This window comes from Dactylosporangium sp. NPDC050688, from assembly GCF_040654515.1.
Lineage (GTDB): Bacteria > Actinomycetota > Actinomycetes > Mycobacteriales > Micromonosporaceae > Dactylosporangium.
Genome location: NZ_JBFAIC010000017.1, coordinates 75,833 through 98,348, shown reverse-complemented (window position 1 = coordinate 98,348; position 22,516 = coordinate 75,833). Strand labels below are relative to the sequence as shown.

The 22,516-nt window shown below is 71.0% G+C and carries 24 protein-coding genes and 1 pseudogene; 17 read left to right on the top strand and 8 right to left on the bottom strand.

Annotated elements, in window-relative coordinates; genetic code table 11:
- Window positions 1–139: 139 nt before the first annotated feature.
- The 3 genes from AB0H83_RS18870 to AB0H83_RS18860 all read right to left on the bottom strand — a co-directional run bounded on the left by AB0H83_RS18870 (window position 140) and on the right by AB0H83_RS18860 (window position 2,501).
- Window positions 140–1,069, bottom strand: a complete 930-nt coding sequence (locus AB0H83_RS18870) for a ricin-type beta-trefoil lectin domain protein (protein ID WP_360095009.1) — start codon at window positions 1,067–1,069, stop codon at window positions 140–142.
- A 74-nt stretch (window positions 1,070–1,143) separates the two neighbouring features.
- Window positions 1,144–1,539 (bottom strand): hypothetical protein, encoded by a 396-nt coding sequence (locus AB0H83_RS18865; RefSeq protein ID WP_360095006.1) that lies wholly within the window; start codon window positions 1,537–1,539, stop codon window positions 1,144–1,146.
- 188 nt (window positions 1,540–1,727) lie between these two features.
- Window positions 1,728–2,501, bottom strand: a complete 774-nt coding sequence (locus tag AB0H83_RS18860; RefSeq protein ID WP_360095003.1) for a VOC family protein — start codon at window positions 2,499–2,501, stop codon at window positions 1,728–1,730.
- A 115-nt stretch (window positions 2,502–2,616) separates the two neighbouring features.
- Here AB0H83_RS18860 and AB0H83_RS18855 point away from each other — a divergent pair, with 115 nt between their 5' ends.
- Together AB0H83_RS18855 and AB0H83_RS18850 are read left to right on the top strand one after the other, a co-directional pair.
- Window positions 2,617–3,207 (top strand): metalloregulator ArsR/SmtB family transcription factor, encoded by a 591-nt coding sequence (locus AB0H83_RS18855; protein WP_360095000.1) that lies wholly within the window; start codon window positions 2,617–2,619, stop codon window positions 3,205–3,207.
- Between the two features lie 45 nt (window positions 3,208–3,252).
- Entirely contained in the window at window positions 3,253–4,500 is a 1,248-nt protein-coding gene (locus AB0H83_RS18850; protein WP_360094997.1) for an MFS transporter, read from the top strand.
- On the opposite strand, the gene AB0H83_RS18845 is transcribed toward AB0H83_RS18850, so the two are convergent.
- On the bottom strand, window positions 4,406–5,263 hold the full coding sequence (locus tag AB0H83_RS18845) for a hypothetical protein (RefSeq protein ID WP_360094994.1): 858 nt from the start codon (window positions 5,261–5,263) through the stop codon (window positions 4,406–4,408). The genes AB0H83_RS18850 and AB0H83_RS18845 overlap by 95 nt on opposite strands.
- Window positions 5,264–5,337: 74 nt before the next feature.
- Between AB0H83_RS18845 and AB0H83_RS18840 the strand changes: the two genes are divergently transcribed.
- Entirely contained in the window at window positions 5,338–6,186 is an 849-nt protein-coding gene (locus AB0H83_RS18840; protein WP_360094991.1) for a menaquinone biosynthesis protein, read from the top strand.
- A 207-nt stretch (window positions 6,187–6,393) separates the two neighbouring features.
- Here the strand turns inward: AB0H83_RS18840 and AB0H83_RS18835 are convergent, their stop codons facing one another.
- Window positions 6,394–7,272: a serine hydrolase gene (locus AB0H83_RS18835; protein WP_360094988.1), complete on the bottom strand. Its 879-nt coding sequence runs from the start codon at window positions 7,270–7,272 to the stop codon at window positions 6,394–6,396.
- Window positions 7,273–7,509: 237 nt separating this feature from the next.
- Here AB0H83_RS18835 and paaA point away from each other — a divergent pair, with 237 nt between their 5' ends.
- From paaA to AB0H83_RS18800, 7 genes are read left to right on the top strand one after another with little or no spacing between them, the layout of a single operon-like run.
- Window positions 7,510–8,529, top strand: a complete 1,020-nt coding sequence (paaA, locus tag AB0H83_RS18830; protein WP_360094985.1) for a 1,2-phenylacetyl-CoA epoxidase subunit PaaA — start codon at window positions 7,510–7,512, stop codon at window positions 8,527–8,529.
- A complete protein-coding gene (gene paaB, locus AB0H83_RS18825; protein WP_033363274.1) occupies window positions 8,519–8,788 on the top strand; it encodes a 1,2-phenylacetyl-CoA epoxidase subunit PaaB in 270 nt (89 codons plus the stop codon). Before paaA ends, paaB begins: the two co-directional genes overlap by 11 nt.
- Complete coding sequence (gene paaC / locus AB0H83_RS18820) at window positions 8,785–9,534, top strand: 1,2-phenylacetyl-CoA epoxidase subunit PaaC (protein WP_360094981.1); 750 nt, start codon at window positions 8,785–8,787, stop codon at window positions 9,532–9,534. Before paaB ends, paaC begins: the two co-directional genes overlap by 4 nt.
- Window positions 9,528–9,992, top strand: coding sequence for a 1,2-phenylacetyl-CoA epoxidase subunit PaaD (gene paaD / locus AB0H83_RS18815; protein ID WP_360095174.1), 465 nt, complete (start codon window positions 9,528–9,530; stop codon window positions 9,990–9,992). The genes paaC and paaD overlap by 7 nt, the downstream gene beginning before the upstream one ends.
- Window positions 9,989–11,083, top strand: a complete 1,095-nt coding sequence (gene paaE, locus AB0H83_RS18810) for a 1,2-phenylacetyl-CoA epoxidase subunit PaaE (protein ID WP_360094978.1) — start codon at window positions 9,989–9,991, stop codon at window positions 11,081–11,083. Before paaD ends, paaE begins: the two co-directional genes overlap by 4 nt.
- Before the next feature lie 49 nt (window positions 11,084–11,132).
- Window positions 11,133–11,741, top strand: a complete 609-nt coding sequence (gene sigK / locus AB0H83_RS18805) for an ECF RNA polymerase sigma factor SigK (RefSeq protein WP_360094975.1) — start codon at window positions 11,133–11,135, stop codon at window positions 11,739–11,741.
- Entirely contained in the window at window positions 11,741–12,442 is a 702-nt protein-coding gene (locus AB0H83_RS18800) for an anti-sigma factor (RefSeq protein ID WP_360094972.1), read from the top strand. The genes sigK and AB0H83_RS18800 overlap by 1 nt, the downstream gene beginning before the upstream one ends.
- Here AB0H83_RS18800 and AB0H83_RS18795 read toward each other — a convergent pair.
- Window positions 12,432–13,379 (bottom strand): aldo/keto reductase, encoded by a 948-nt coding sequence (locus AB0H83_RS18795; RefSeq protein WP_360095171.1) that lies wholly within the window; start codon window positions 13,377–13,379, stop codon window positions 12,432–12,434. The genes AB0H83_RS18800 and AB0H83_RS18795 overlap by 11 nt on opposite strands.
- 79 nt (window positions 13,380–13,458) lie before the next feature.
- Between AB0H83_RS18795 and mqnC the strand changes: the two genes are divergently transcribed.
- Together mqnC and AB0H83_RS18785 are read left to right on the top strand one after the other, a co-directional pair.
- Window positions 13,459–14,697: a cyclic dehypoxanthinyl futalosine synthase gene (mqnC, locus tag AB0H83_RS18790; protein ID WP_360094969.1), complete on the top strand. Its 1,239-nt coding sequence runs from the start codon at window positions 13,459–13,461 to the stop codon at window positions 14,695–14,697.
- Window positions 14,694–15,386 carry a demethylmenaquinone methyltransferase gene (locus AB0H83_RS18785; RefSeq protein ID WP_360094966.1) on the top strand — a complete coding sequence of 231 codons (693 nt, stop codon included), beginning with the start codon at window positions 14,694–14,696 and terminating at the stop codon, window positions 15,384–15,386. The genes mqnC and AB0H83_RS18785 overlap by 4 nt, the downstream gene beginning before the upstream one ends.
- Before the next feature lie 617 nt (window positions 15,387–16,003).
- On the opposite strand, the pseudogene AB0H83_RS18780 reads toward AB0H83_RS18785, so the two are convergent.
- Window positions 16,004–16,187, bottom strand: a pseudogene (locus tag AB0H83_RS18780) (hypothetical protein); the annotation flags it as partial.
- Window positions 16,188–16,804: 617 nt separating this feature from the next.
- Window positions 16,805–17,704 (bottom strand): hypothetical protein, encoded by a 900-nt coding sequence (locus AB0H83_RS18775; protein WP_360094963.1) that lies wholly within the window; start codon window positions 17,702–17,704, stop codon window positions 16,805–16,807.
- A 282-nt stretch (window positions 17,705–17,986) separates the two neighbouring features.
- On the opposite strand from AB0H83_RS18775, the gene AB0H83_RS18770 reads away from it, so the two are divergent.
- The 5 genes from AB0H83_RS18770 (at window position 17,987) to AB0H83_RS18750 (ending at window position 22,511) form a co-directional block, all read left to right on the top strand.
- The gene (locus tag AB0H83_RS18770) at window positions 17,987–19,261 is read left to right on the top strand and encodes a geranylgeranyl reductase family protein (RefSeq protein WP_360094960.1); all 1,275 of its coding nucleotides are present in this window, start codon (window positions 17,987–17,989) and stop codon (window positions 19,259–19,261) included.
- A 165-nt stretch (window positions 19,262–19,426) separates the two neighbouring features.
- Window positions 19,427–19,792, top strand: a complete 366-nt coding sequence (locus AB0H83_RS18765; RefSeq protein ID WP_360094957.1) for an NADH-quinone oxidoreductase subunit A — start codon at window positions 19,427–19,429, stop codon at window positions 19,790–19,792.
- 3 nt (window positions 19,793–19,795) lie between these two features.
- Complete coding sequence (locus AB0H83_RS18760) at window positions 19,796–20,467, top strand: NADH-quinone oxidoreductase subunit B (protein WP_033363264.1); 672 nt, start codon at window positions 19,796–19,798, stop codon at window positions 20,465–20,467.
- Entirely contained in the window at window positions 20,464–21,198 is a 735-nt protein-coding gene (locus AB0H83_RS18755; RefSeq protein ID WP_360094953.1) for an NADH-quinone oxidoreductase subunit C, read from the top strand. Before AB0H83_RS18760 ends, AB0H83_RS18755 begins: the two co-directional genes overlap by 4 nt.
- Window positions 21,195–22,511, top strand: coding sequence for an NADH-quinone oxidoreductase subunit D (locus AB0H83_RS18750; RefSeq protein WP_360094950.1), 1,317 nt, complete (start codon window positions 21,195–21,197; stop codon window positions 22,509–22,511). Before AB0H83_RS18755 ends, AB0H83_RS18750 begins: the two co-directional genes overlap by 4 nt.
- Window positions 22,512–22,516 lie beyond the last annotated feature (5 nt).

The following is a 22,516-nucleotide window of genomic DNA, read 5'->3' as shown; positions in this document are numbered from 1 at the left end:
GTGCACCTCATCGGCAGGCGTCCAAGACGGTGAGGTCGACCGAGATGTCGCCAGGCCGGCCACCCGGCGCCACTTCGAAAGTGTTCCCCTCACAAGGAGCGCTCTACGTGCCCACCGCGTTACAGGCCGTTGAAGATCGCTAGGGTAGGACCCAACGCTGCGCATCGGACTGGTTGCAGGCCGCCACCCGTTGCGGGGCCCTGCCGTCCGCCGTGTCCGAACTTCCGAGGCACAGGCCCGAGGCCTGGTTGACCAACGAGCCCGCAGGTCCCGGCCGCCACCGCTGGGCCGGTCCGCCGTTGCAGGTCTGCAGGCTGAGGCGGTCGCCTGATGCTTGCAGGCATCGACCGAGGGCCTGCACGGTGCCGTCGTCCGCCACGGTCCAGGTCTGGCCGGAGGTGCCGTCGCACTCCCACCGCCGGATCCTGTCGCCGACGCCGTCCGGGCCGGCGTCGAGGCACAGCCCGGAGACGCCAGTGATCCTGCCCGTGCGGGACCCGCCGCCGGGTGGAGCCGACGCGGCCGGCTGGGCGCCGGGCGTGGGGCCACCGGCCGGCGGCGCGGCGCCCGGCGGGCTGGGCGACGTCCCGGTCGGCGACGGCGTCTGCTGGACGGCCGACGCTCCGGTCGCCGCAGGGGTGTTCGACGCCGGTGCGCTCGGCACGGCGGCCGTCGCGAGGCGGGCACTCCTCGGTGCCGCCGTCCCGGCCGCGCCGGGGGTGGGAGCCGTGGGCGGTTCGCCGGCGTTCAACGCGAGCGCGGCGCCCAGCCCGAGCATGAGGATGCCCGAGCCGGCGGCAAGGAAGCGCCGGCGGGCCCGGCCGCCCGGAGCGGCGGCGGCGGCCCTGACGGCGGCGCGGGACAAGGGGCCGCCGGTGGGCATCCTTGCGGGCCGGCCGTCGTCCTCGGTTCGGCCGTCGTCCTCGGGCCGGCCGGCGGACGGCGGCGCACCGCCCACCGGCTCGTCGGCGGTGGGCGCAGCGTGCTGCTGCTCAAGATGGCGTACGTAGGGGCGGACCAGGAGCGGTTCATTCTCGATGTCCGGCCCGACAGCGTCCGGGGGTCGCATGGCGCTGAACGTAACGGCCATCAGTGCGTACAGATAAAACTGCGGAGGGTGAACTCAGAAAATCACCCGCCGAATCACCCTCGGGCCTCACCCGCCAAAGGTGGCGGAGCCGTCCGAGCCGCGCGGTCGAGCATGGACCGCACGGAGCCGGCGTCGACGGCGGCTCCGAACAAGGGGGTGCCCGGTTCGAAGCGGACCCCTTCGGCCAGGCCGCCGGCGATCACCGGGTCGAAGCCCAGCTCGTCCACCAGCGCGGCGACCGTCGCCAGGGCCGCGGGGTCGTCGCCGGCGATCGCGATGGCGGTCCGGGCCGCGGTGCCGGGCGGCGACGTGCGGTCCTCGAGGTCGTGATAGCCGAGGTGGTTGAACGCCTTGACCACCCGGGAGCCGGGCAGGAAGGCCTGGACCAGCTCGCTGGAGGAGAACCGCAGGTCGGGCCGCTCGCCGTCGACCTCCCACCAGTAGTTCATGGCGTCGACGACGAGCTTGCCGGCCAGTGCGTCCGCTGGGATGGTGCGGTACCTGCGACCTCGCCGCCGCCCTGCGCACGCGCCTCACGGCAAGCAGGCGTCCGAGCGAATAGGAGAATAAAACGAATAAAAGGGGCAAAAGCACACGCAGTGGGCGAGTGGAGAGCAGGGCAAAGGGTGCCTGATGGTCAGCCCATCGCGTCGCGCAGCTCCGGGATCAGCTCGAAGGCGAGGAGCGCCGCGCCCGTCGGGTCCAGCAGGAACGCGGCCAGGCCGACGCCGGCGTCGACCGGCCCGGCCATGAGGCGGCCGCCCAGCTCGGCGGCGCGGGCCGCGGTGGCGGCGCAGTCGTCGACCAGGACGATCGTGCGCCAGTGGGCCGGGGTGCCCGGCGGGTAGTGCTCGCCCATCAGGCTCATGCCGCCGACCACGCGGTTCGTGGCGACCCACTCGTGATACTCCTGGTGCGCGTCGGCCGAGCCGGAGCGTTCCGTCCAGCCGAAGACCTTGCCGTAGAAGCTCACGGCGGCGGGCACGTCGGCGGTGACGATCTCGCTCCAGCAGATCGTGTTCGACTCGTTGGCGACCTGTGCACCGGCGAACGTCCCGCGCTGCCAGGCACCGAACACCGCACCGGTGGCATCGGCGAACAGGGCGGAGCGGCCCCGGGTGCCGGCCTGGGCGGGCGGCAGCAGCACGGTGCCGCCGGCGTCGCCGACCAGCACGGCGGTCGCCTCGATGTCCTCCGTCGACACGTAGGTCAGCCAGGCCGAGGGGCGGCCCGGCGCCGCGGCGAGCCCGGCGACCGCCAGGTCGTGCCGCAGGAACGTGGTGGTCCCGTCGTCGGCCGGCGCGGTCGTCCAGCCGAACAAACCGCCGTAGAAGTCCACGGAGCTGGCGGTATCGGAGCTGGTCAGCACCGTCCAGCACGGCGTCGCGGGGGCGTATCCACGTACTCGCACCGAACTACTCCTCAGTAGGGATGGATCACCCACCATAAGAAAAAAGGTCTGACCTTAGATCATCCGAAGGGTCATGGATGAGATGTCGAACGGGCGCCGCGAATACGCTGGTCCCGTGGTTGACCGAACCCCGGCCCGGCTCGATCCGGGCCGTGCGCAGATCCGTGACGCGGCGACGATGCGCGCGCTGGCACATCCGGCCAGGATCGCGATCCTCGATCGGCTCTTCGACGGTGGCGAGCCCGCCACTGCGACCGAGCTCGCCGAGGTCTGCGGGCTGTCGCCCAGCGCGACCAGCTACCACCTGCGGGAACTGGCCAAGGCCAACCTGATCGAAGAGGCGCCGAGCCGCGGCGACGGCCGGGAGCGAGTCTGGCGCAGCCGCCATCAGGGCCTCAACATCGAGGCCGGTCCCGAGGGTGGCGCGGCGGAGAAGGCCGCCGACCGCGAGCTGTCGACGATGTTCCTGGAGATCGAGGACGCCCGGGCTCGGGCGTGGCTGGCCCGCCGCGACGAGGAGCCCTACGAGTGGTACACCGCTGCCACCTCGGCCGACCTGCAGATCCAGGTCACCGCCGACGAGCTTCGGGAGCTCAACGACGAGGTGCTGGCCCTGTTCGAGCGATACGCCCGGTCCCGCCGCCCCGACCCGCCCGAGGGTTCGCGGCAGGTAAACGTGACGTACCGGAGCTTTCCCCGTATATAGGGCACGCTCTAGCGATCAGTAGATGTGAAGGATTATTTTCGAAGTGTGTCCTTCACATCAGCCCGTGACGTGTACCTGCTGTCGGTCGCGCGAGGGGTCTCGTTCCTCGGGGACTTCATGGCCGCCACGGCGATCGTGCTGGCGCTGCAGGAGCGGGGCGCGGGTGGGCCGGCCGTCGCCGCCGTGCTCATCGCGTCGGTGGTGCCGATGGTCGCGCTCGCCCCGCTCGTCGGGCGGCTCGTCGACCGCGTCGACAGCCGGCTCCTGCTCACCGCCGTGGGCCTCGGCCAGGCCGCCTGCTGCACCGCGATGGCGCTCACCACCAGCACCTGGCTGCTGATCACCCTGGTCGGGCTGCTCGCCGCGGGGGTGGCGATCACCAGCCCGACGTTCAACGCGCTGCTGCCCGACATGGCCGGGCCGGAAGGCGTCGGCCGGGCGATGGCGATCGGGCAGACCGCCAACTCCATCGGCTCGCTCACCGGCCCGGCGCTCGCCGGCGTGCTCGTCGGCGCGTTCGGGCTGCGGATCCCGCTGCTCATCGACGCCGCGACCTACCTGGCCGTGGTCGCCGCCGGGCTCCTGCTGCACACCCGCCGGAAGGCGTCCGCCGGAGGGGCGGACGGTGCTCGTACCGGATGGAAAATCCGCGACGACAGGTTCATGCTGGCGATGACCTGCCTGGTCGGCTCCATCGTGCTCGCGCTCAACGTCGACATGGTCGTGGGCGTGTTCTTCATCCGCGAGACGCTCGGCGCCGCGCCCGCCGAGTTCGGGCTGGTCGAGGCCGCGTGGACGGGCGGCATGCTGGCCGGCGGCTGGCTCGCCGCGGCCCGCGCCCGCGATGACGGCGCGCTCGGCCGCATCCTGGTGCTGCTCCACCTGGCGACGGCGGTTGTCGTGCTGGCGTCGGGTTTCGTGGGGACGGTGCTGCTGCTGTACCCGCTGTGGCTGCTCGGCGGTGCCATGAACGGCGCGGAGAACAACTTCCTCGGCGTGATCGCCGCCCGGCGCGTGCCCGCTGAGATCCGGGGCACGTTCTTCGCCCGCTTCGGCGCCGTGATCAACGCCGCCAATCTGCTCGGCTACGCCGCCGGCGGGGTCCTGGTCACCCGCTTCGAGCCGCGCCACGTCGTGATCGGCTGCGGTGTGGCCGGCGTGGCCGCCGTGGCGATCTTCGGCGGCTGGATGTGGCGGGTCAGTGCGGCGGCTGGGTCAGCAGCTGCTTCGTCACTTCCCGGCACGTCTTCGTCCCGTAGTCCTTCCCCAGCGTGCTCGGGTAGTGCGCCATGACCCCGATCGTCCACCCGTCGCCGACGGCCATGCAGGCGATGTGCCACTGACCGTCGTCGCGCGCCAGCCAGCCGTTTTTGATCGCGGTGGTCTTCTGCACGTCCGCCGGCAGCACCTCGATCGGCCCGAACCGCCCCGGCCCACGCACGTTGCGCATCTCGTTGAGCAGCCAGCCGGTCCACTTCGGCCCCGCCGCCCGGCCGTCGCCGATGCACTTGGCCAGCCGCGCCACGTCCCGCGCCGACATCTGCGTCAGGCTCCACGAGTTCTGCGTCCCCTTGGTCTCGGTCAGGCCGCAGGTCGTGATCATGCGCTTGATCGAGTTCAGGTTGCCGTTCTGCACGTGGTACTTGAACGTGTTCTCCGTCTCGGAATCACGGATCATGCGCGACAACTCCGCCAGGGCGGCCTGGGCGGGCTGCTTGTTCTGCTCCGCCTGCCGCCGCAGCCAGTCCGCGGCGACCCAGGCCTTGGCCATGCTCGCGGTGTCGCTCGTCGTGTACGGCGTCGAGCCGTACAACTTGTCCTCTTTCAGGTCGTAGAACGCCCAGGACCAGAAGCCCTTGACGCTCATCGTCACGGGCTGGGCCGGGGTGAACAGCGGTCCGCTCGCGCTCGGACTCGGCGCCACGCTCTGCGTCGCGGCCGCGGGCTGCGGGCCGGCGCTGTGCGCGCTCTGCGCGTTCTGCGGTTGCTGTTCGCTGGGCGTGCCGCAGCCCGCCAGGACGAGGGCGCAGGCCAGCACTGCGAGGGGGCGTCGCATCCCATGAGGGTACGCGCTGTGACAATGACCGCCCGGTCTGCTTGAGCGGCCGATCCTGGGGCACCATGGGCGGTGTGCCTGCACTGCAGCGGCCCCGCGTCGGCCACATCCAGTTCCTGAACTGCCTGCCGCTCTACTGGGGCCTCATGCGCTCAGGCGCGCTGATCGACGTCGATCTGCACAAGGACTCGCCCGAGCGGCTCAGCGCCGCCCTCGTCGCCGGTGACCTCGACATCGGCCCGATCACGCTGGTCGAGTACTTGCGCAACGCCGCTGACCTGCTGCTCCTGCCGGACATCGCGGTCGGCAGCGACGGCCCGGTGCTGTCGGTCAACATCGTGTCGACCGTGCCGCTCGCGTCCCTGTCCGGCCGGCGGGTCGCCCTGGGCGCCACGTCCCGCACCGGTGTGCTCCTGGCGCAGATGTACCTGGAGTCCAACGTCGGCGTCACGCCCACGTACTTCCAGAGCCCGCCCGACCTGGCCCGCATGCTCGACGAGGCCGACGCCGCCGTCATCATCGGCGACGTGGCGCTGCGGGCCCTGCACGACGCCCCGCAGCACGGCTGGCACGTCACCGACCTCGGCCAGGCCTGGCGCGACTGGACCGGCCTGCCCATGGTCTTCGCCGCGTGGGGCGTGCGACGGTCGTTCGCCGAGGCGCACCCCGGCCTGGTCAAGGACGTCCACGAGGCGTTCCTGCGCTCCAAGGACCTGTGCCTGACGGAGTTGGACGAGGTCGCCGAGGCCGCCGCCCGCTGGGAGACGCTGTCGGCGGCGACCCTGGCGCACTACTTCCGGGTGCTGGACTTCTCGCTCGGTGACCGGCAGGTGGCGGGGATCCGCGAGTTCGCCCGCCGGGCCGCGGACCGCGGGGTCGTGCCCGCCCTGCCCCCCGGCGGTCCGGAGTTCTTCGTCGGCTGACGCCGGCGGCCGAGCTCAAACTGGCGCCGGGTTTGTCGCGGCCGGCAGGCCGTGTCGCGGCCGTCCACGGCCGCGTGGTCGCGGCCGGCAGGTCGCGTCGGGGTGACTGTCCGCGGACCTGGCAGGGAAGGCCGTCAAGGCCTGACCGGTGGCTGACGGGAGCGGCGGGCCGTGCCCACCGCGGACCTGAGCAGGAATAATGCGTGACTACGCCTGCAGTTGGCGGGTCACGCTGGAGCAGATCTCGGCGCCGTAGCCCATGCCCTTCGAGGACGGGTACACGGTCAGGACGCTGAGCACCCAGTCGGTGCCGATGGCCAGGCAGTTGACGTGCCACTTGCCGTCGCTGCGGGCGATCCAGCCGTTCTTGACCGCCGTCGCGGGCTGCTCGGCGGCGGGCAGGGCCGGGACCACGCCGAACTCCTGGCTGCTGCTGACGTTGCGCATCTCGTTGAGGACCCAGTCGGTCCACGTGGCCCCGGCGGCGCGGCCGTCGGCGATGCAGGCGCCCATGCGGGCGGCGTCGCGGGCGGAGACCAGGGTGCTGGCCCAGTCGATGTACGCCCTGCTGTCGGTGAGCCCGCACAGCTGCACCAGCCGCGTGATGCTGGCCGAGCGGCCGTTGAGCTGCCAGAAGTACGAGGCCGCGGTGTTGTCGCTGGTGCGGATCATCGAGGTCAGCTGGCGGAGGTTCGAGGTGCTCGGGCTCGGGGTGCGGCGCAGGTAGTCGGCGGCCAGCCAGGCCTTGATCATCGACGCGGTGCGCTGGGTGGCGGCGGCGTTGTCGGAGCCGGCCATCGCGCCGGTGCGGCGGTCGAGCACGGTCCAGGACCAGAAGCCGGTGGCGTCGACGGTGACCGGAGCGGGGTGCAGCAGCGCCGGCGGCAGGGCCGGGGCGACCGGCGCGGCGGGAGCCGCCTTGCGCGTCGCGGCGGCGGAGGGGGACGCGGGCGCGGTGACGGCCGCGGGCGCGGCGGCGCTGGAGCGGTACTCGTCCAGCCTGTCGCTGCCCCACAGGTACGGCACGCCGATCATCAGTGCGACGGCGAGCAGTACGAACACGGTGAATCCGACGCGCTTGCGCATGGGTCGGTGGTCCCTCCCTGGCTGTCGCCCCATTGCATCGACCGCCGGTAATGAGCAGGTGTTGCGGGTGTTTCCACGTCGTTAGCGATCAGGGGGTGACTGGACGTGACGAACCCGGACAGTCTCTCCTTCCAACGCAAAGCCCGCATCCTGGACGCGCTCAAAAGTCCCTGCTCGTTACCTCGATGGCTGTGACACCTTCTTGCTGAGTTGGTCGGTTGCTGTAACACTGAGGGGGTGTACGGCAACGACTTCGCCCCGCTCCTTGAGCAGGTGGACAGCGCCGAGCGGGACCTGCAGCAGGCCGCCGGCCGCGATGTGGCGGCCGGAACCGATCTCCAGGGCTATTTCGACACGATCGTCGCGGCGGATCAGAAGATCGAGCCACGTGACTGGATGCCCGAGGCGTACCGCAAGACGCTGATCCGGCAGATCGCGCAGCACGCGCACTCGGAGATCATCGGCATGCAGCCGGAGGGCAACTGGATCTCCCGCGCGCCGTCGCTGAAGCGCAAGGCGATCCTGCTGGCGAAGGTGCAGGACGAGGCCGGGCACGGGCTGTATCTCTACGCCGCCGCCGAGACGCTCGGCGTCTCCCGCGACGAGCTGGTCGAGATGCTGATCGACGGCCGCCAGAAGTACAGCTCGATCTTCAACTACCCGACGCTGACCTGGGCCGACGTCGGCGCGATCGGCTGGCTGGTCGACGGGGCCGCGATCGTCAACCAGGTGCCGCTGTGCCGGTGCTCCTACGGACCGTATGCGCGGGCGATGATCCGGGTGTGCAAGGAGGAGTCGTTCCACCAGCGGCAGGGGTTCGAGATCCTGCACACGCTGTCGCACGGCACCCCTGAGCAGAAGGCGATGGCGCAGGACGCGGTCGACCGGTGGTGGTATCCGTCGCTGGCGATGTTCGGGCCGCCGGACACCGACTCGACGCACTCCGAGCGGTCGATGGCCTGGAAGATCAAGCGGTTCTCCAACGACGAGCTGCGGCAGCGGTTCGTCGACATGTGCGTGCAGCAGGCCGAGGTCCTCGACCTGCGGATCCCCGACCCCGAGCTGCGGTGGGACGAGGAGCGCGGGCACTACGCGTTCACCCAGCCGGACTACGACGAGCTGATGCGCGTGATCAAGGGCGACGGGCCCTGCAACCAGGAGCGGATGGCGCACCGCCGGCGCGCGCACGAGGATGGCGCGTGGGTGCGTGAGGCGGCGCAGGCGTACGCGGGGAAAAGAGCAAAAAGTGCTGTTTGAGGTGTTCGTCCGGCCCCGGCGCGGCCTGTCCCACGCCCACGTGGGCAGCCTGCACGCGCCCGACGCCGAGATGGCGCTGCGCAACGCGCGCGACGTCTACACCCGGCGCCAGGAGGGCGTGTCGATCTGGGTCGTGCCGGCCGCGGAGATCACCGCGAGCAGCCCCGACGAGAAGGACGCGTTCTTCGCGCCCGCCGCCGACAAGGTGTACCGGCACCCGACGTTCTACGACGTGCCGGAAGGTGCGCACCACATATGAGCCACGTGGGGTACGTGCTGGGTCTCGCCGACGACGCGCTGATCGCCGCGCAACGGCTGGGCGAGTGGTGCTCGCGCGCGCCTGAGATGGAAGAGGACATCGCGCTGGCCAACATCGCGCTCGACCAGCTCGGCGTGGCCAGGATGCTGCTGACCTACGCCGGCGAGCTGGAGGGTCGCGGCCGCACCGAGGACGACCTGGCGTACCTGCGCTGCGAGCACGAGTTCCGCAACGTGCGGCTGGTCGAGCTGGACAACGGCGACTTCGCGGTCACCATGGCCAAGCTGCTGTTCCTGTCGGTGTACCAGCGGCTGCTCTACGACCGGTCGATCGGGGCCGGCGACGAGCGCATCGCCGCCGTGGCCGCGAAGGCGCGCAAGGAGTCGGCGTACCACGTCGATCACAGCTCCCGGTGGGTCGTGCGGCTCGGCGACGGCACCGAGGAGTCGCACCGGCGCATGCAGGCCGCGGTCGACCTGGTGTGGCCCCATACGCACCAGCTGTTCGAGGTCGACCCGGTCGTGCACGCGCTCGGCGTCGCCGGTGTCGTCGTCGACCCGTCCACGCTGCGTCCGGCATGGTTGGCGGCGGTTGACGCGGTACTGGCGGAGGCGACGCTGACCAGACCGGGGGATGGCACGGCGATCGAGGCCCCGGCGGGGCGGGGCGTGCACACCGCGGCGCTCGCCAAGCTGCTCGCCGAGATGCAGGTCCTGCACCGCGCACACCCGGGGGCCCGCTGGTGACACTGTTCGACGTGGTCGCCGCCGTCAAGGACCCCGAGCTGCGGGTCCTCAACGTCGCCGAGCTCGGCATCCTGCGTGACGTCACGGTCGACGGCGACGCCGTCACGGTGACGATCACCCCCACGTACTCGGGCTGCCCCGCGATGGACCTGATCCGCTCCGACATCGAGTCCGCGCTGCACGACGCCGGCGTCGCCCGGGTCGATGTGCGGACCGTGCTCGACCCGCCGTGGTCCACCGACATGATCACCGCCGAGGGCAAGGCCAAGCTGGCCGCGGCCGGCATCGCGCCGCCCGGCCCGATGCCCGGCTCGGTGTTCGTCCCGCTGTCCGTGCGCTGCCCCAGGTGCGGGTCGCCGGCGACCGAGCAACTGTCCCGGTTCGGCTCGACCGCGTGCAAGTCGCTGTGGCGCTGTACCGCCTGTCTCGAACCCTTCGACGCGGTGAAGGCGCTATGACCACCCCGCTCAAGCTCCGCCGGCCCACGTTCCAGCGGCTGGCCGTCATGGACGTCGAGCCGCTCACCGACGACTCGGTCGTGGTGACCTTCGACGTGCCGGTCGCGCAACGGGCCGCGTTCGCGTTCCAGGCCGGGCAGCACCTCACCGTGCGGCGCTTCGACGGCGCCACCGAGATCCGCCGGTCGTACTCGATCTGCTCGACCCCGGCGCAGCTGGCCGGTGAGGGCCTGCTGCGGGTCGGCATCCGGGCGGTGCCGGGCGGGGCGTTCTCCTCGTTCGCGGTCGCCGGCCTCTGCCCCGGCGACGAGATCGACGTGATGCCCCCGCTGGGCCACTTCACCAGCGCGTTCGACCCGGCGCGGACCCGGCACTACGCCGCGCTCGTGGCCGGCTCCGGGATCACGCCGGTGCTGTCGATCGTCGCGACGGCCCTGGACGTCGAGCCGTCGAGCCGGTGCACGGTCGTCTACGGCAACCGCGCCGCCGGCACCGTCATGTTCGCCGAGGAGCTCGCCGACCTCAAGGACCGGCACCGGGAGCGGCTGCACGTCATCCACGTGCTGTCCCGCGAGGCGCAGGAGTCGGCGCTGCTGTCCGGGCGCCTCGACGAGCAGCGCATCGGCGCCATCCTCGACACGCTGCTGCCCGCGGGCACCGTGGACGAGTGGTTCCTGTGCGGGCCGCACGGCATGGTCCTGGACGCCCGGGTGGCCCTGAGCGTGCGGGGCGTCACCGACGACGCCGTGCACACCGAGTTGTTCCATGTCGCGGATGTACCGGTGCCGCACGCCCCCCGGGTGGCCGACGCCCCCGGCGTCACGGTCGACATCGTGCTGGACGGGCGCACGTCGCGGGTCTCCATGGCGGCCGACGAGCGGATCCTGGACGCGGCGCTGCGGCAGCGGCCCGAGCTGCCCTACGCGTGCAAGGGCGGGGTCTGCTCCACCTGCCGGGCGAAGGTCGTGGAGGGAGAGGTCTCGATGGCGCGCAACTTCGCCCTCGAGCCCGACGAGGTCGCCGCCGGTTATGTCCTCACCTGCCAGGCCCTGCCGATCACGGACAAGGTCGTGGTGGACTACGACGCATGACGTTCGGGATTGCTCCCATCCGCCGCGGCGGCGGCTCCGAATGAACGACATGAGACCCGAACAGGAGGAGCTGCCCACCCAGCGGCTCGTCGCCGTGCCGGCCCCGCAGCGGCGCGTCGATGCGGACGAGCTGCTGAGCCGGGTCGCCCGCGGTGACGAGCGGGCCTTCGCCGAGCTCTACGACCTGCTGTCGCCGCGCGTGTACGGGCTGATCCGCCGCGTCCTGCGCAACCCCGCCCAGTCCGAGGAGGTGGCGCAGGAGGTCATGGTCGAGGTGTGGCGCAACGCCGGCCGCTTCGACGGCACCCGCGGCTCGGCGACGGCGTGGGTCTTCACGATCGCCCACCGCCGGGCCGTCGACCGGGTCCGGGCCGAGCAGGCGAGCAACGACCGGGCGCACCGGGTGGCCGCGAGCAGCGTCGAGACCCCGTACGACGACGTGGTCGAGACCGCCACCGCCCGCATCGAGCAGCAGCAGGTCCGCCGCTGCCTGGACGGCCTCACCGACCTGCAACGCGAGGCGATCACCCTCGCGTACTACAACGGCAACAGCTATCGCGAAGTCGCCGACCTGCTCGGCGCCGCCCTGCCGACCATCAAGACACGCATGCGCGACGGGCTGATCCGGATGCGGGACTGCTTGGGGGTGGCGTTCTGATGGCCGAGACGGTGGACATCCACGCGCTGGCGGGCGCGTACGCCCTCGACGCGGTCGACGACCTGGAGCGCGCCGCGTTCGACCGGCACCTGCGGGACTGCGAGGCATGCGCGGTCGAGGTCGCCGAGCTGCGGGAGACCGCGTCGTGGCTGACCCACGCGGTCGCTTCGCCACCGCCACCGCGGCTGCGGGAGTCGGTACTGGCAGAGATCGGCCGGACCGCGCAGGAACGCCCCCGCCGCAGCGCGCCGGGTGCCGGGCGGTCGCGGCGGTCCCGGCTGGTGCGGTGGACCGTCACCGGGGTGGCCGCGGCGGTGCTGGCGGCCGGGGTCGGGGTCGGCACGTGGACGGTCGCGCAGCAGGGCGTACGGGAGGAGAACGCCAGGATCGACGGGGTCCTCGCCGCCCCGGACGCCCGCCTGGTCTCCTCCGAGATGGCGGGCGGCCGGGTGACGCTGATCGTGTCGCCGTCGCGGAACGCCGCGGTGGCGGTGCTGGACGGGCTGGCTGATCCCGGCGCGGACAAGGACTACCAGCTGTGGATGATCGACTCCGCCGGGCCTCGGCCCGTCGGCGTGATCGCCGACGGGACGGGGCGGCAGTACATCGAGGGGGTCGCGCCGATATTCGCCATCACCAGGGAGCCCTCCGGAGGATCGGAACAGCCTTCTGCGGACGACGTCGGCCAGATCAGGCTTTGAGGGCCTCGTCGATGGCGGTCTGGTCCTCGGCCGTGGGGGCCCAGGCGCCGGCGGCGACGTTGGCCCTGACCTGCTCGACGCTGGTGGCACCGGCGATCACGCTGGTGACCGCCGGCCGGGCGGCCAGACCGCCGATGGCGACGGTGAGCAGGTCGACGCCGCGCTCCTTGCCGACCGCCTCGAGGCGCTCAATCGTGTCCCACGGTGCTGAGGCGAGGACCTTGTCGAAGCCGCCGCGGGCCAGCCGGGTGCCGGCCGGGGCCGCCTCGCCGCGCCGGTACTTGCCGGTCAGCAGCCCGCTCGCGAGCGGGAAGTACGGCAGCAGGCCCACCCCGTAGTGCTCCAGCGCGGGCACCAGGTCCTGCTCGACGGAGCGCTCGAGCAGCGAGTAGTAGTTCTGCGCGCTCACGAACGGCGTCAGGTTCCTGGTCTGCGCGGTCCACGCCGCGTCCGCGGCCTGCCAGCCGCTGAAGTTCGAGTGTCCGATGTACCGGACTTTTCCGTCCTGTACCAGTGCGTTGAGCGCGTCGAGCGTCTCCTCGATCGGCGTCTGCGGGTCGGGGGCGTGCAGCTGGTACAGATCGATGTGGTCGGTGCCGAGCCGGCGCAGCGACGCCTCGACGGCCCTGGCGATGTAGCGCCGGCCGCCGCGGGCGCCCCAGTCGGGCCCGTTGGCGCCGCGCGCGTCCATCCCGAACTTGGTGGCGACGATGACGTCGTCGCGCCGCTTGCCCAGCGCCGCCCCGAGTGCCTCCTCAGAGGCGCCGGGGGTCGCACCGTAGATGTCGGCCGTGTCGAACAGGGTCACGCCGAGGTCGATCGCGGCGTGGACGACCTCCGCCGCGCGGTCCGCGTCGATGCGGCCGCCGAAGTTGTTGCATCCGATGCCGACGACGGAAACGGTCAGACCCGAGGCGCCGAGGCGTCGATAGCGCATGTCAGTCACTTGGTGATCCTAGGCACGACAGGTCGCGGGGCCCTGCCGCGCGTCGAGTGAACCCACGTAGTCTCGGGGGGTGACGGAAACTCCGGTGATCAGCGACATCCTGCAGCGCGCCGCCGACGGCGGGCGGATCAGCCCCGAAGAGGCGCTGCTGCTCTACACCGACGCCCCGTTCCACGCGCTGGGTGAGGCGGCCGACACGGTGCGTCGCCGTCGCTACCCGGACAACATTGTCACGTACCTCATCGACCGCAACATCAACTACACCAATGTGTGCGTGACGGCGTGCAAGTTCTGCGCCTTCTACCGGGCGCCCAAGCACGCCGAGGGCTGGACCCACAGCACCGAGGAGATCCTGCACCGCTGCCAGGAGGCCGTCGACCTCGGCGCGACCCAGGTGATGCTGCAGGGCGGCCACCACCCCGACTACGGCGTCGAGTACTACGAGGAGCTCTTCTCCGCCGTCAAGCAGGCCTTCCCGGCGCTGGTGATCCACTCGATCGGGCCGTCCGAGGTCCTGCACATGGCGAAGGTCTCCGGCGTCTCCATCGAGGAGTCCATCCAGCGGATCAAGGCCGCCGGCCTCGCCTCCATCGCCGGCGCCGGCGCCGAGATGCTCCCCGAGCGCCCGCGCAAGGCGATCGCCCCGCTCAAGGAGTCCGGCGAGCGCTGGCTCGAGGTCATGACCCAGGCTCACCGCCTCGGCGTCTCCTCGACCGCGACGATGATGATGGGCACCGGCGAGACCAACGCCGAGCGCATCGAGCACCTGCGCATGATCCGCGACGTGCAGGACAAGGCCGTCGCCAACGGCTACTCCGTCGAGTCCGACCTGGCGGGCACGGTGGGCGGTTTCCGGTCGTTCATCCCGTGGACGTACCAGCCGGAGAACAACCACCTGAAGGGCCGCACCCAGGCGACCAGCCTGGAGTACCTGCGCATCGTCGCCGTCGCCCGGCTGTTCTTCGACAACATCGCCCACCTGCAGTCCTCGTGGCTCACCACGGGCAAGGACGTCGGCCAGGTGTCGCTGCACCTCGGCGTCGACGACCTCGGCTCGATCATGCTCGAGGAGAACGTCATCTCCTCCGCCGGCGCCCGCCACCGCTCCCGCCTCACCGAGCTGGTCCAGATGATCCGCGACGCGGACCGCATCCCGGCCCAGCGCGACACCCAGTACCGGCACCTTCGCGTGCACTGGACTCCAGCCGACGACCCCACGGACGACCGCGTGCAGTCGCACTTCTCCTCCATCGCCCTCCCCGGCGGCGGCACCGGCCGCTCCATCCCGCTGACCCCGGTGTCGTCATGAGCCGTGCCTCGCTGGACAAGCAGCCCCACGAGGTCGCCGCCATGTTCGACGGCGTCGCCAAGCGGTATGACCTCACCAACACCGTCATCTCCGGCGGCCAGGACCGCATGTGGCGCCGCGAGACCAGGCTGGCCCTCGGCCTGAAGCCCGGCGAGCGCGTCCTGGACCTCGGCGCCGGCACCGGCGTCTCGACCGAGGAGCTCGCCAAGTCGGGCGCCCAGGCCGTCGGCGTCGACCTCTCCATCGGCATGCTCCAGGCCGGCCACGCCAAGCGCCCCGCCGTCCCCCTCCTCGCCGGCGACGCCCTGGCCCTCCCCTTCGCCGACGAGACCTTCGACGCGATCACCATCTCCTTCGCCCTGCGCAACATCGTCGACACCGACGCCGCCCTCCGCGAGATGGCCCGCGTCACCAAGCCCGGCGGCCGCCTCGTCATCTGCGAGTTCAGCCATCCCACGTGGCGCCCCTTCCGCGGCGCGTACCTCGGGTACCTGATGAAGGCCCTCCCACAGGTCGCCAAGCGCGTCTCCAGCAACCCCGACGCCTACGTCTACCTGGCCGAGTCGATCCGCGCCTGGCCCGACCAGGAAGGCCTGGCCGCCCGCGTCACCGCCAACGGCTGGCGCAAGGTCGCCTGGCGCAACCTCACCGGCGGCGTGGTCGCTCTGCACCGCGGCTTCCGGGTCTGAGCTGCCACCGGGCTGCTACTGAGCTGGCACCTGGTGGCTCGGTTGGCCGGAGCGGTCCGCCGACCCCGCGCCCGCGGTGCTTGAGGGAGCCGTGTGGCTGTAGGAACGGCCTTTTCGTGGCACGGCGCCGGCCGCCGCGGGTCTGCTGACTGACGCGTCGAGACGAGCAGCGAGGGCATGGGGCGAGGTCCGCTCGCACCGATGCGGTGTCCGCCTGGACCGTGCCGCGGTGCGGACGCAGCCCGCTGCCGGCCTGCTGTTCGCTGTGGGCCGAGGCCGCTGTTCGGGTGGCTGGTTGACCTCGTCTGTGTGTCGCCGCTGTCATGCGCCGGTGCACGGCACCGCCCCGGCGGCCGTCCCGGTTCCGATTCGTCGCCCGGCATCGCTGATGATCTTGCGCGCTTGATCGAAGTCGCGTCGTGGTCATCCAGACGACCGGGACGCGACTTGGATCACCACGGTGCCGCGCTTCGCGCGACTCGGCGCGACGGCGACGCACGCGTGAGGCCGCGCAGCGCAGACAGGGCCAGTAGCAACGAACATGGAGGGCTCCTGGGGCCGGAAACCCCGGCCGTCCCGCGGCGCCGGCAACCACAGCACCACCAACCCGGTGCGCGTCAGCGGTTACGGCTCTGGAGATACACGCCGGTGCGCTCACCGGCGACCTGCTTGGGGGCGTCGTTCTCACCGAAGAAGCGCTTGCCGCCCGAACTCACCCTGCAGGCGGTCGTCGAACTCGTCCGCGAGCCCGGTCATCACCTGCACGGCGAGCATGAGGTGCGTCGCTCGGAAGTCCCGGCCTGCTGGTTACTGCCGAACCGCTGTCCACTGCCGGCCTGGTGTCTGCTGCTGGCCCACAGCTCGCAGCCCGCTGGACGCCGTCGACCCGCCGCTCGTGCGCAGCTGCGGACCGCGCGGAGGCGCCGCCGAGGTGATGCAGATCTCGGCGTCAGGTGAACCGGTGGCCGGCCGGACAGTGGGAGGTGGGCTGCCGACCCGCCGCCCGTGCGCAGCCGCCGCCATGCGCCGCCGCCCGTGCGCAGCCGCGGACCGTGCGGAGGCGCCGCCGAGGGTGATGCGGATCTCGGCGAAAGGCGGACCGGCGGCCAGCCGGGCTGTAAGAGGCGGTGGACGGGCCACCGGTCGTGGTCTGCGCCGGCGAAGGCCCGCCTGCCCTCGCCCGGCAGCAGGTCCTAGCCCAGCGGCAGCTCCCCATCCATCGACGCGTCGCCACATAGCGGCTCGTCCCCGCGCGGTGGCAGCCCTCCACCTGCCAGCGGCCCTCCACCTGCCAGCAGCTTCCCACCTGCCAGCGGCCGTCCGCCCGGCCGTCCTCCGTCCAGCCGTAGGCTCCCGCCGAGCGGCAGCACCCCACCCCGCGGCCCGCAGGTAGATCCAGCCGCGCAACCTCATCGCCGTCACCACCGCACCGGGGTCAGCCGGTCCAGGTGCTGGCGCAGCTCTGCCACCAGGTCGGACGGGCGGCTGGTCAGGTCGCTCCAGGTGTAGTTGACGACCGTCCAGCCCGCGGCGGCCAGCCTGGTGTGCCGCTCCAGCAACGGTGCCGGCTCCAGCTCGTCGATGCCCAGCTCGATGACCAGCTTCGCCTCGGGGAAAACCAGGTCGCCGAGGCCGATCAGGCCCCACCGGTCGCTGATCGGCTCGTGCGGGCTCCACCCCCAGATCCCCGCCCGCTGCAGCAGCTTCCCGGCGAGCTTCAGCGCCGCCGTGCGGTTGCCCAGCGCCACCACCCGGATCAGCCGGACCAGCCGTGGGGTCCCGTGCCGGCCGGTCGCGTCGCGGATGCGGGTGGCCAGCTCCGGCATCGTTGTCCAGCACTCCTGCAGCGCCGTGGTGAGCAGGGCCAAGGCCGTCCCGTCGGGCAGGAGGCGGGCACAGTCGAAGACGGTGCGGTCAGGGCCGGTGACGCGGTGGCCCTCGATGAGCTGCACGTCGGTCTCCGGCACCTCCTGCGTCAGGACGTGGACGTGTCTCAACCGTGGCCGACGGCCGGTCAGTGCGACGAACGTCTCGTCGCTCGGCACGTCCCAGCCGTGCCAGCGGGCGGCGGACGGCCCCGCGAGCACGGCGCCCGGAAGGGCGAGCTGGGCGGCGACGTCGCGCAGCCGCGGGGTGATCGGCAGGCCGCGGTCGGCGAAGACGTCGCGCAGGATGGCCGCCCAGTCGCCGGCCTGCACCTTGGTCCTGATTCGCGGATTGGTGTAGCCGCAGCTCAGAGCCTGCTTCCGAGTGAAGAGGCCGCACTGGTCGGCGGCATGTGCGTCGAGCCGGTCACGGTCCGGCTGCCCGGGGTTCATGATGTCCGAGGATCGTCATGCACCCACCCAAAGTCGACGCACAAGAATTTTCTGTGGATAACCCACCGCCATGATCGCCTTTTGCCAGGCGCCGAAACGGACCGACCAGTGCCTTGTCGTCCGATTTGCGGATCTAGGTGACCGCCTGGGTGACAACTTAGGGTCGCCTAACCGACAGTGGGCCGCTTCGCGGTTCTAGACTCCCACCAGAGTGACTTTGTGAAGACTTTCACGAGCCGGAAACGACCGGTCAGCGTGACGAAAGGGCAGGAGGTGACGGCTGTGACCGACACTGGAAACGACGCGGATGTCATCGTCGTCGGCGCTGGGCCCGGTGGCTCGTCCGCCGCGTTCCACCTGGCCCGGCACGGGCTGCGGGTGCTGTTGCTGGAGAAGACCGAGTTCCCCCGGGAGAAGGTCTGTGGCGACGGTCTGACCCCCCGTGCGGTCAAGCAGCTGATCAAGATGGGTATCGACACCACCGAGGAGAAGGGCTGGCTGCACAACCGCGGTCTGCGCGTCATCGGTGGCGGCATCCGGCTCGAGCTCGACTGGCCCGAGCTGGCCAGCTACCCCGACTACGGGCTGACCCGCACCCGCATGGACTTCGACCAGATGCTGGCCACGGCGGCGACCGACGCCGGCGCCGTCCTGCGCACGGGCACGCCGGTCACGGGGCCGATCCTCGACCGCACCGGCCGGGTGGTCGGCGTGGCCGCGACCGGGCCCGACAAGGAGCCGCAGGAGTTCCGCGCGCCGCTGGTCATCGCCGCCGACGGGGTCTCCGGCCGGTTCGCGCTCGCGCTGGGCATCGCCAAGCGCGAGGACCGGCCGATGGGCGTGGCGGTCCGGCAATACTTCCGCAGTGAGTTCCGGCACGACGACGACTACCTGGAGTCGTGGCTGGAGCTGCGCAGCCGGGAGTCCGGCGACAAGCTGCTGCCGGGTTACGGTTGGATCTTCGGCCTCGGCGACGGCCGGGTCAACGTCGGTCTCGGCGTGCTCAACAGCAGCGTGGCGTATGGCAAGACCAACTACAAGACGCTGCTGGCCGACTGGCTGGACAACACGCCGGCCGAGTGGGGCCTGTCGGACCCGGCCAACGCCGACGGCAAGCCGCAGGGTGCCGCCCTGCCCATGGGCTTCAACCGGGTGCCGCACTACACCCGTGGTGTGCTGCTGGTGGGCGACACCGGCGGCATGGTCAACCCGTTCAACGGTGAAGGCATCGCGTATGCCATGGAGTCCGGCGAGCTGGCGGCGGAGATCGCCATCCAGGCCCTCGCCCGCCCGCAGGGCACCTCACGCGAGCGCGTGCTCGCCAACTACCCCGCCGAGCTCAAGGCGCGCTACGGCGGTTACTACCGGCTCGGCAACATCTTCGTGAAGCTCATCGGCCAGCCGCAGGTGATGCGGATGGCCACCAAGCACGGCATGCCTCACCCCATGCTCATGCGGTTCGTGCTGAAGCTCCTCGCCAACCTCACGGACCCGCGAGGCGGCGACGCCATGGACCGCGTGATCAATGCAATGACCCGCATCGCACCCGCGGCGTGAGCGCCGACGGTGCGGTCGAGAGCTAAAAGCACAGCCCAAAGCCACATTTGGAGTGCCCCGGACGAAGCCGTCCGAACATCACCGAATAGTGTTAAACCGCATACAGCTTGAGTGGTCCCCAGGGGCGGCAGCCCCGCGGGCTCGCCGAAAGGACGGAGCAGCACGATGTCGCTCGCGCCGTACGTACCTATCCTCGGACTCTTCGCCCTCGCCGCGGGCTTCGCCCTGTTCTCCGTCGCGGCGGCCCCGTTCGTCGGGCCGCGCCGCTTCAACAAGGCGAAGCTTGACGCCTACGAGTGCGGCATCGAGCCCACTCCGCAGCCCATCGGCGGTGGCCGCTTCCCGGTCAAGTTCTACTTGACCGCGATGCTCTTCATCGTCTTCGACATCGAGATCATCTTCTTGTTCCCGTGGGCCGTGAACTTCGGCATGCTCGGCCTCTTCGGGTTCGTGGAGATGGTCCTGTTCATCGTCACGGTGTTCGTCGCGTTCGCCTACGTGTGGCGGCGCGGCGGGCTGGATTGGGACTGAGCCATGGGCATCGAGGAAAAGGTACCGACCGGCGTACTGCTGACCACCGTTGAGAAGCTGGTCAACTGGTCGCGCAAGGCGAGCTTCTGGCCCGCCACCTTCGGTTTGGCCTGTTGTGCCATCGAGATGATGGCGACCGGCGCCGCGCGGTATGACCTGGCGCGGTTCGGCATGGAGGTCTTCCGGGCCAGCCCTCGCCAGGCCGATCTGATGATCGTTGCCGGCCGGGTCAGCCAGAAGATGGCTCCGGTCCTGCGCCAGATCTACGACCAGATGCCCGAGCCCCGCTGGGTGCTCTCGATGGGCGTGTGCGCCTCCAGCGGCGGCATGTTCAACAACTACGCGATCGTGCAGGGCGTCGATCACATCGTGCCCGTCGACATGTACCTCCCGGGCTGCCCGCCACGGCCGGAGATGCTGATCGACGCGATCCTGCGTCTGCACGACAAGGTGATGGCCGAGCCGCTCGGTGACCGCCGCCGTCGCATGATCGAGGCGCGCGTCGAGCGCGACGGCGCGCCGATCGTGGCGCCGGGTGCGATGCCGTCGAGCTACCGGTTCGACAAGGCCAAGCGCGCCGAGTGGACCAAGGCCGTCGCTCAGGGCCGCGAGGAGCAGCTGCGCATCCAGAAGTGGATGGAAGAGCGGGCGAACCTGTCCGGAGGAGCGAAGTGACCAGCCCGTCCAATGTGGAACCGAGCGGCGTCCCGGCCGCCGCGCCGCCGACCGGCGCACAGACCGGCGCTCCCGCCGACTACCCGCCGTCCGTCGCCGCAGGCCGGGGCATGTTCGGTGTGCACGGCACCGGCGACACCTCGGGCTTCGGCGGCCTGCGCCGCCGGCGCGCGGTCGAGCTGGACTCGCCGCGGCCGTTCGGCGGGTATTTCGACGAGGTCGTCGACGGGCTCGAGGAGGCCTACCCGGGCTTCCACGACGCGATCGAGCGGGTCGTGGTCGACCGCGGCGAGCTGACGCTGCACGTGGTGCCCGAGCGGATCGCCGAGGTCGCGCAGATCATGCGCGACGACCCGGCGTTGCGCTTCGAGCTGCTCTCGTCGGTGTCCGGCGTCGACTACCTGGGCTCCGACGCCCGGCGGCTGCACGCCGTCTACCACCTGACCTCGATGACGTTCCGCCGCCGGATCCGGCTGGAGGCGGCGGTCACCGCCGAGGACCCGCACCTGCCGAGCGTCACCCAGGTGTACCCGACCGCCGACTGGCAGGAGCGGGAGACCTACGACATGTTCGGCATCGTCTTCGACGGCCACCCGAACCTGACCCGCATCCTGATGCCCGACGACTGGGAGGGCTTCCCGCAGCGGAAGGACTACCCGCTCGGCGGCGTGCCGGTCGAGTACAAGGGCGCCGAGATCCCACCGCCGGACCAGCGGAGGAGTTACCAGTGACCACCGATTACGCAAGCGCTCGCGAGACCACGGAAGGCCGGGTCTTCACCGTCACCGGCGGCGACTGGGACACGGTCGTCAACGAGGCGGGCTCCGAGGAGCGCATCGTCGTCAACATGGGTCCGCAGCACCCGTCGACCCACGGCGTGCTCCGGCTGGTCCTGGAGCTCGAAGGCGAGACGGTCACCGAGGCCCGCACCGTCGTCGGCTACTTGCACACCGGCATCGAGAAGAACCTGGAGTTCCGCAACTGGACCCAGGGGACCACGTTCGTGACGCGCATGGACTACCTCGCGCCGATGTTCAACGAGACCGGCTACTGCCTGGCGGTCGAGAAGCTGCTCGGCATCGAGGACCAGATCACCGACCGAGCGAAGACGATCCGCGTGCTCATGATGGAGCTCAATCGGATCTCCTCGCACCTGGTGTGGCTGGCGACGACGGGCATGGAGCTCGGCGCGCTGTCGATGATGATCTACGGCTTCCGTGAGCGTGAGTACATCCTCGACATCTTCGAGCTGGTGTCGGGCCTGCGCATGAACCACGCCTACATCCGCCCCGGCGGCGTCGCCCAGGACGTGCAGGAGGAGGCGCTCGTCAAGATCCGCGAGTTCCTCACCTGGATGCCCGAGCGCATCGACATGTACGAGGACCTGCTGTCGGGCAACACGATCTGGCGCGAGCGCACGCAGGGCGTGGCCGTGCTCGACGTGACCGGCTGCCTGGCGCTGGGCATCACCGGCCCGGTGTTGCGCTCCGCGGGTCTCGGCTGGGACATCCGCAAGCAGCAGCCGTACCTCGGCTACGAGACCTACGACTTCGAGGTTCCCACCGAGCCGACCGGCGACGCGTGGGGCCGCTACGTGGTCCGGCTCAACGAGATGCGCCAGTCGCTGCGGATCATCCAGCAGGCCATGGACCGGCTCGAGCCCGGCCCGATCATGATCGGCGACAAGAAGATCGCGTGGCCGGCGCAGCTGGCGATCGGCGGCGACGGCCTCGGCAACTCGCTGGACCACGTCGCGAAGATCATGGGCCAGTCGATGGAGGCCCTGATCCACCACTTCAAGCTGGTCACCGAGGGCTTCCGGGTGCCGGCCGGTCAGGTGTACGTGCCGATCGAGGCGCCCCGCGGCGAGCTCGGCGTGCACGCGGTCTCCGACGGTGGTACCCGCCCATACCGGGTGCACTACCGGGAGCCCAGCTTCGTCAACCTGCAGGCTATTCCGGCGATGGCCGAGGGCGGGCTGCTCGCCGACGTCATCGTGGGCGGCGCCTCGCTCGACCCCGTCATGGGTGGGTGTGATCGTTAATGGCG

What these genes read in the sequence shown, in the direction of transcription:
- AB0H83_RS18870 (WP_360095009.1), bottom strand. Translation starts at nt 1,069, where the DNA reads ATGCGACCCCCGGACGCTGTCGGGCCGGACATCGAGAATGAACCGCTC.
- AB0H83_RS18865 (WP_360095006.1), bottom strand. Translation starts at nt 1,539, where the DNA reads ATGAACTACTGGTGGGAGGTCGACGGCGAGCGGCCCGACCTGCGGTTC.
- AB0H83_RS18845 (WP_360094994.1), bottom strand. Translation starts at nt 5,263, where the DNA reads ATGCGACGCCCCCTCGCAGTGCTGGCCTGCGCCCTCGTCCTGGCGGGC.
- AB0H83_RS18835 (WP_360094988.1), bottom strand. Translation starts at nt 7,272, where the DNA reads ATGCGCAAGCGCGTCGGATTCACCGTGTTCGTACTGCTCGCCGTCGCA.
- paaC (WP_360094981.1), top strand. Translation starts at nt 8,785, where the DNA reads ATGAGCCACGTGGGGTACGTGCTGGGTCTCGCCGACGACGCGCTGATC.
- paaE (WP_360094978.1), top strand. Translation starts at nt 9,989, where the DNA reads ATGACCACCCCGCTCAAGCTCCGCCGGCCCACGTTCCAGCGGCTGGCC.
- sigK (WP_360094975.1), top strand. Translation starts at nt 11,133, where the DNA reads ATGAGACCCGAACAGGAGGAGCTGCCCACCCAGCGGCTCGTCGCCGTG.
- AB0H83_RS18800 (WP_360094972.1), top strand. Translation starts at nt 11,741, where the DNA reads ATGGCCGAGACGGTGGACATCCACGCGCTGGCGGGCGCGTACGCCCTC.
- AB0H83_RS18795 (WP_360095171.1), bottom strand. Translation starts at nt 13,379, where the DNA reads ATGCGCTATCGACGCCTCGGCGCCTCGGGTCTGACCGTTTCCGTCGTC.
- AB0H83_RS18785 (WP_360094966.1), top strand. Translation starts at nt 14,694, where the DNA reads ATGAGCCGTGCCTCGCTGGACAAGCAGCCCCACGAGGTCGCCGCCATG.
- AB0H83_RS18775 (WP_360094963.1), bottom strand. Translation starts at nt 17,704, where the DNA reads ATGAACCCCGGGCAGCCGGACCGTGACCGGCTCGACGCACATGCCGCC.
- AB0H83_RS18765 (WP_360094957.1), top strand. Translation starts at nt 19,427, where the DNA reads ATGTCGCTCGCGCCGTACGTACCTATCCTCGGACTCTTCGCCCTCGCC.
- AB0H83_RS18760 (WP_033363264.1), top strand. Translation starts at nt 19,796, where the DNA reads ATGGGCATCGAGGAAAAGGTACCGACCGGCGTACTGCTGACCACCGTT.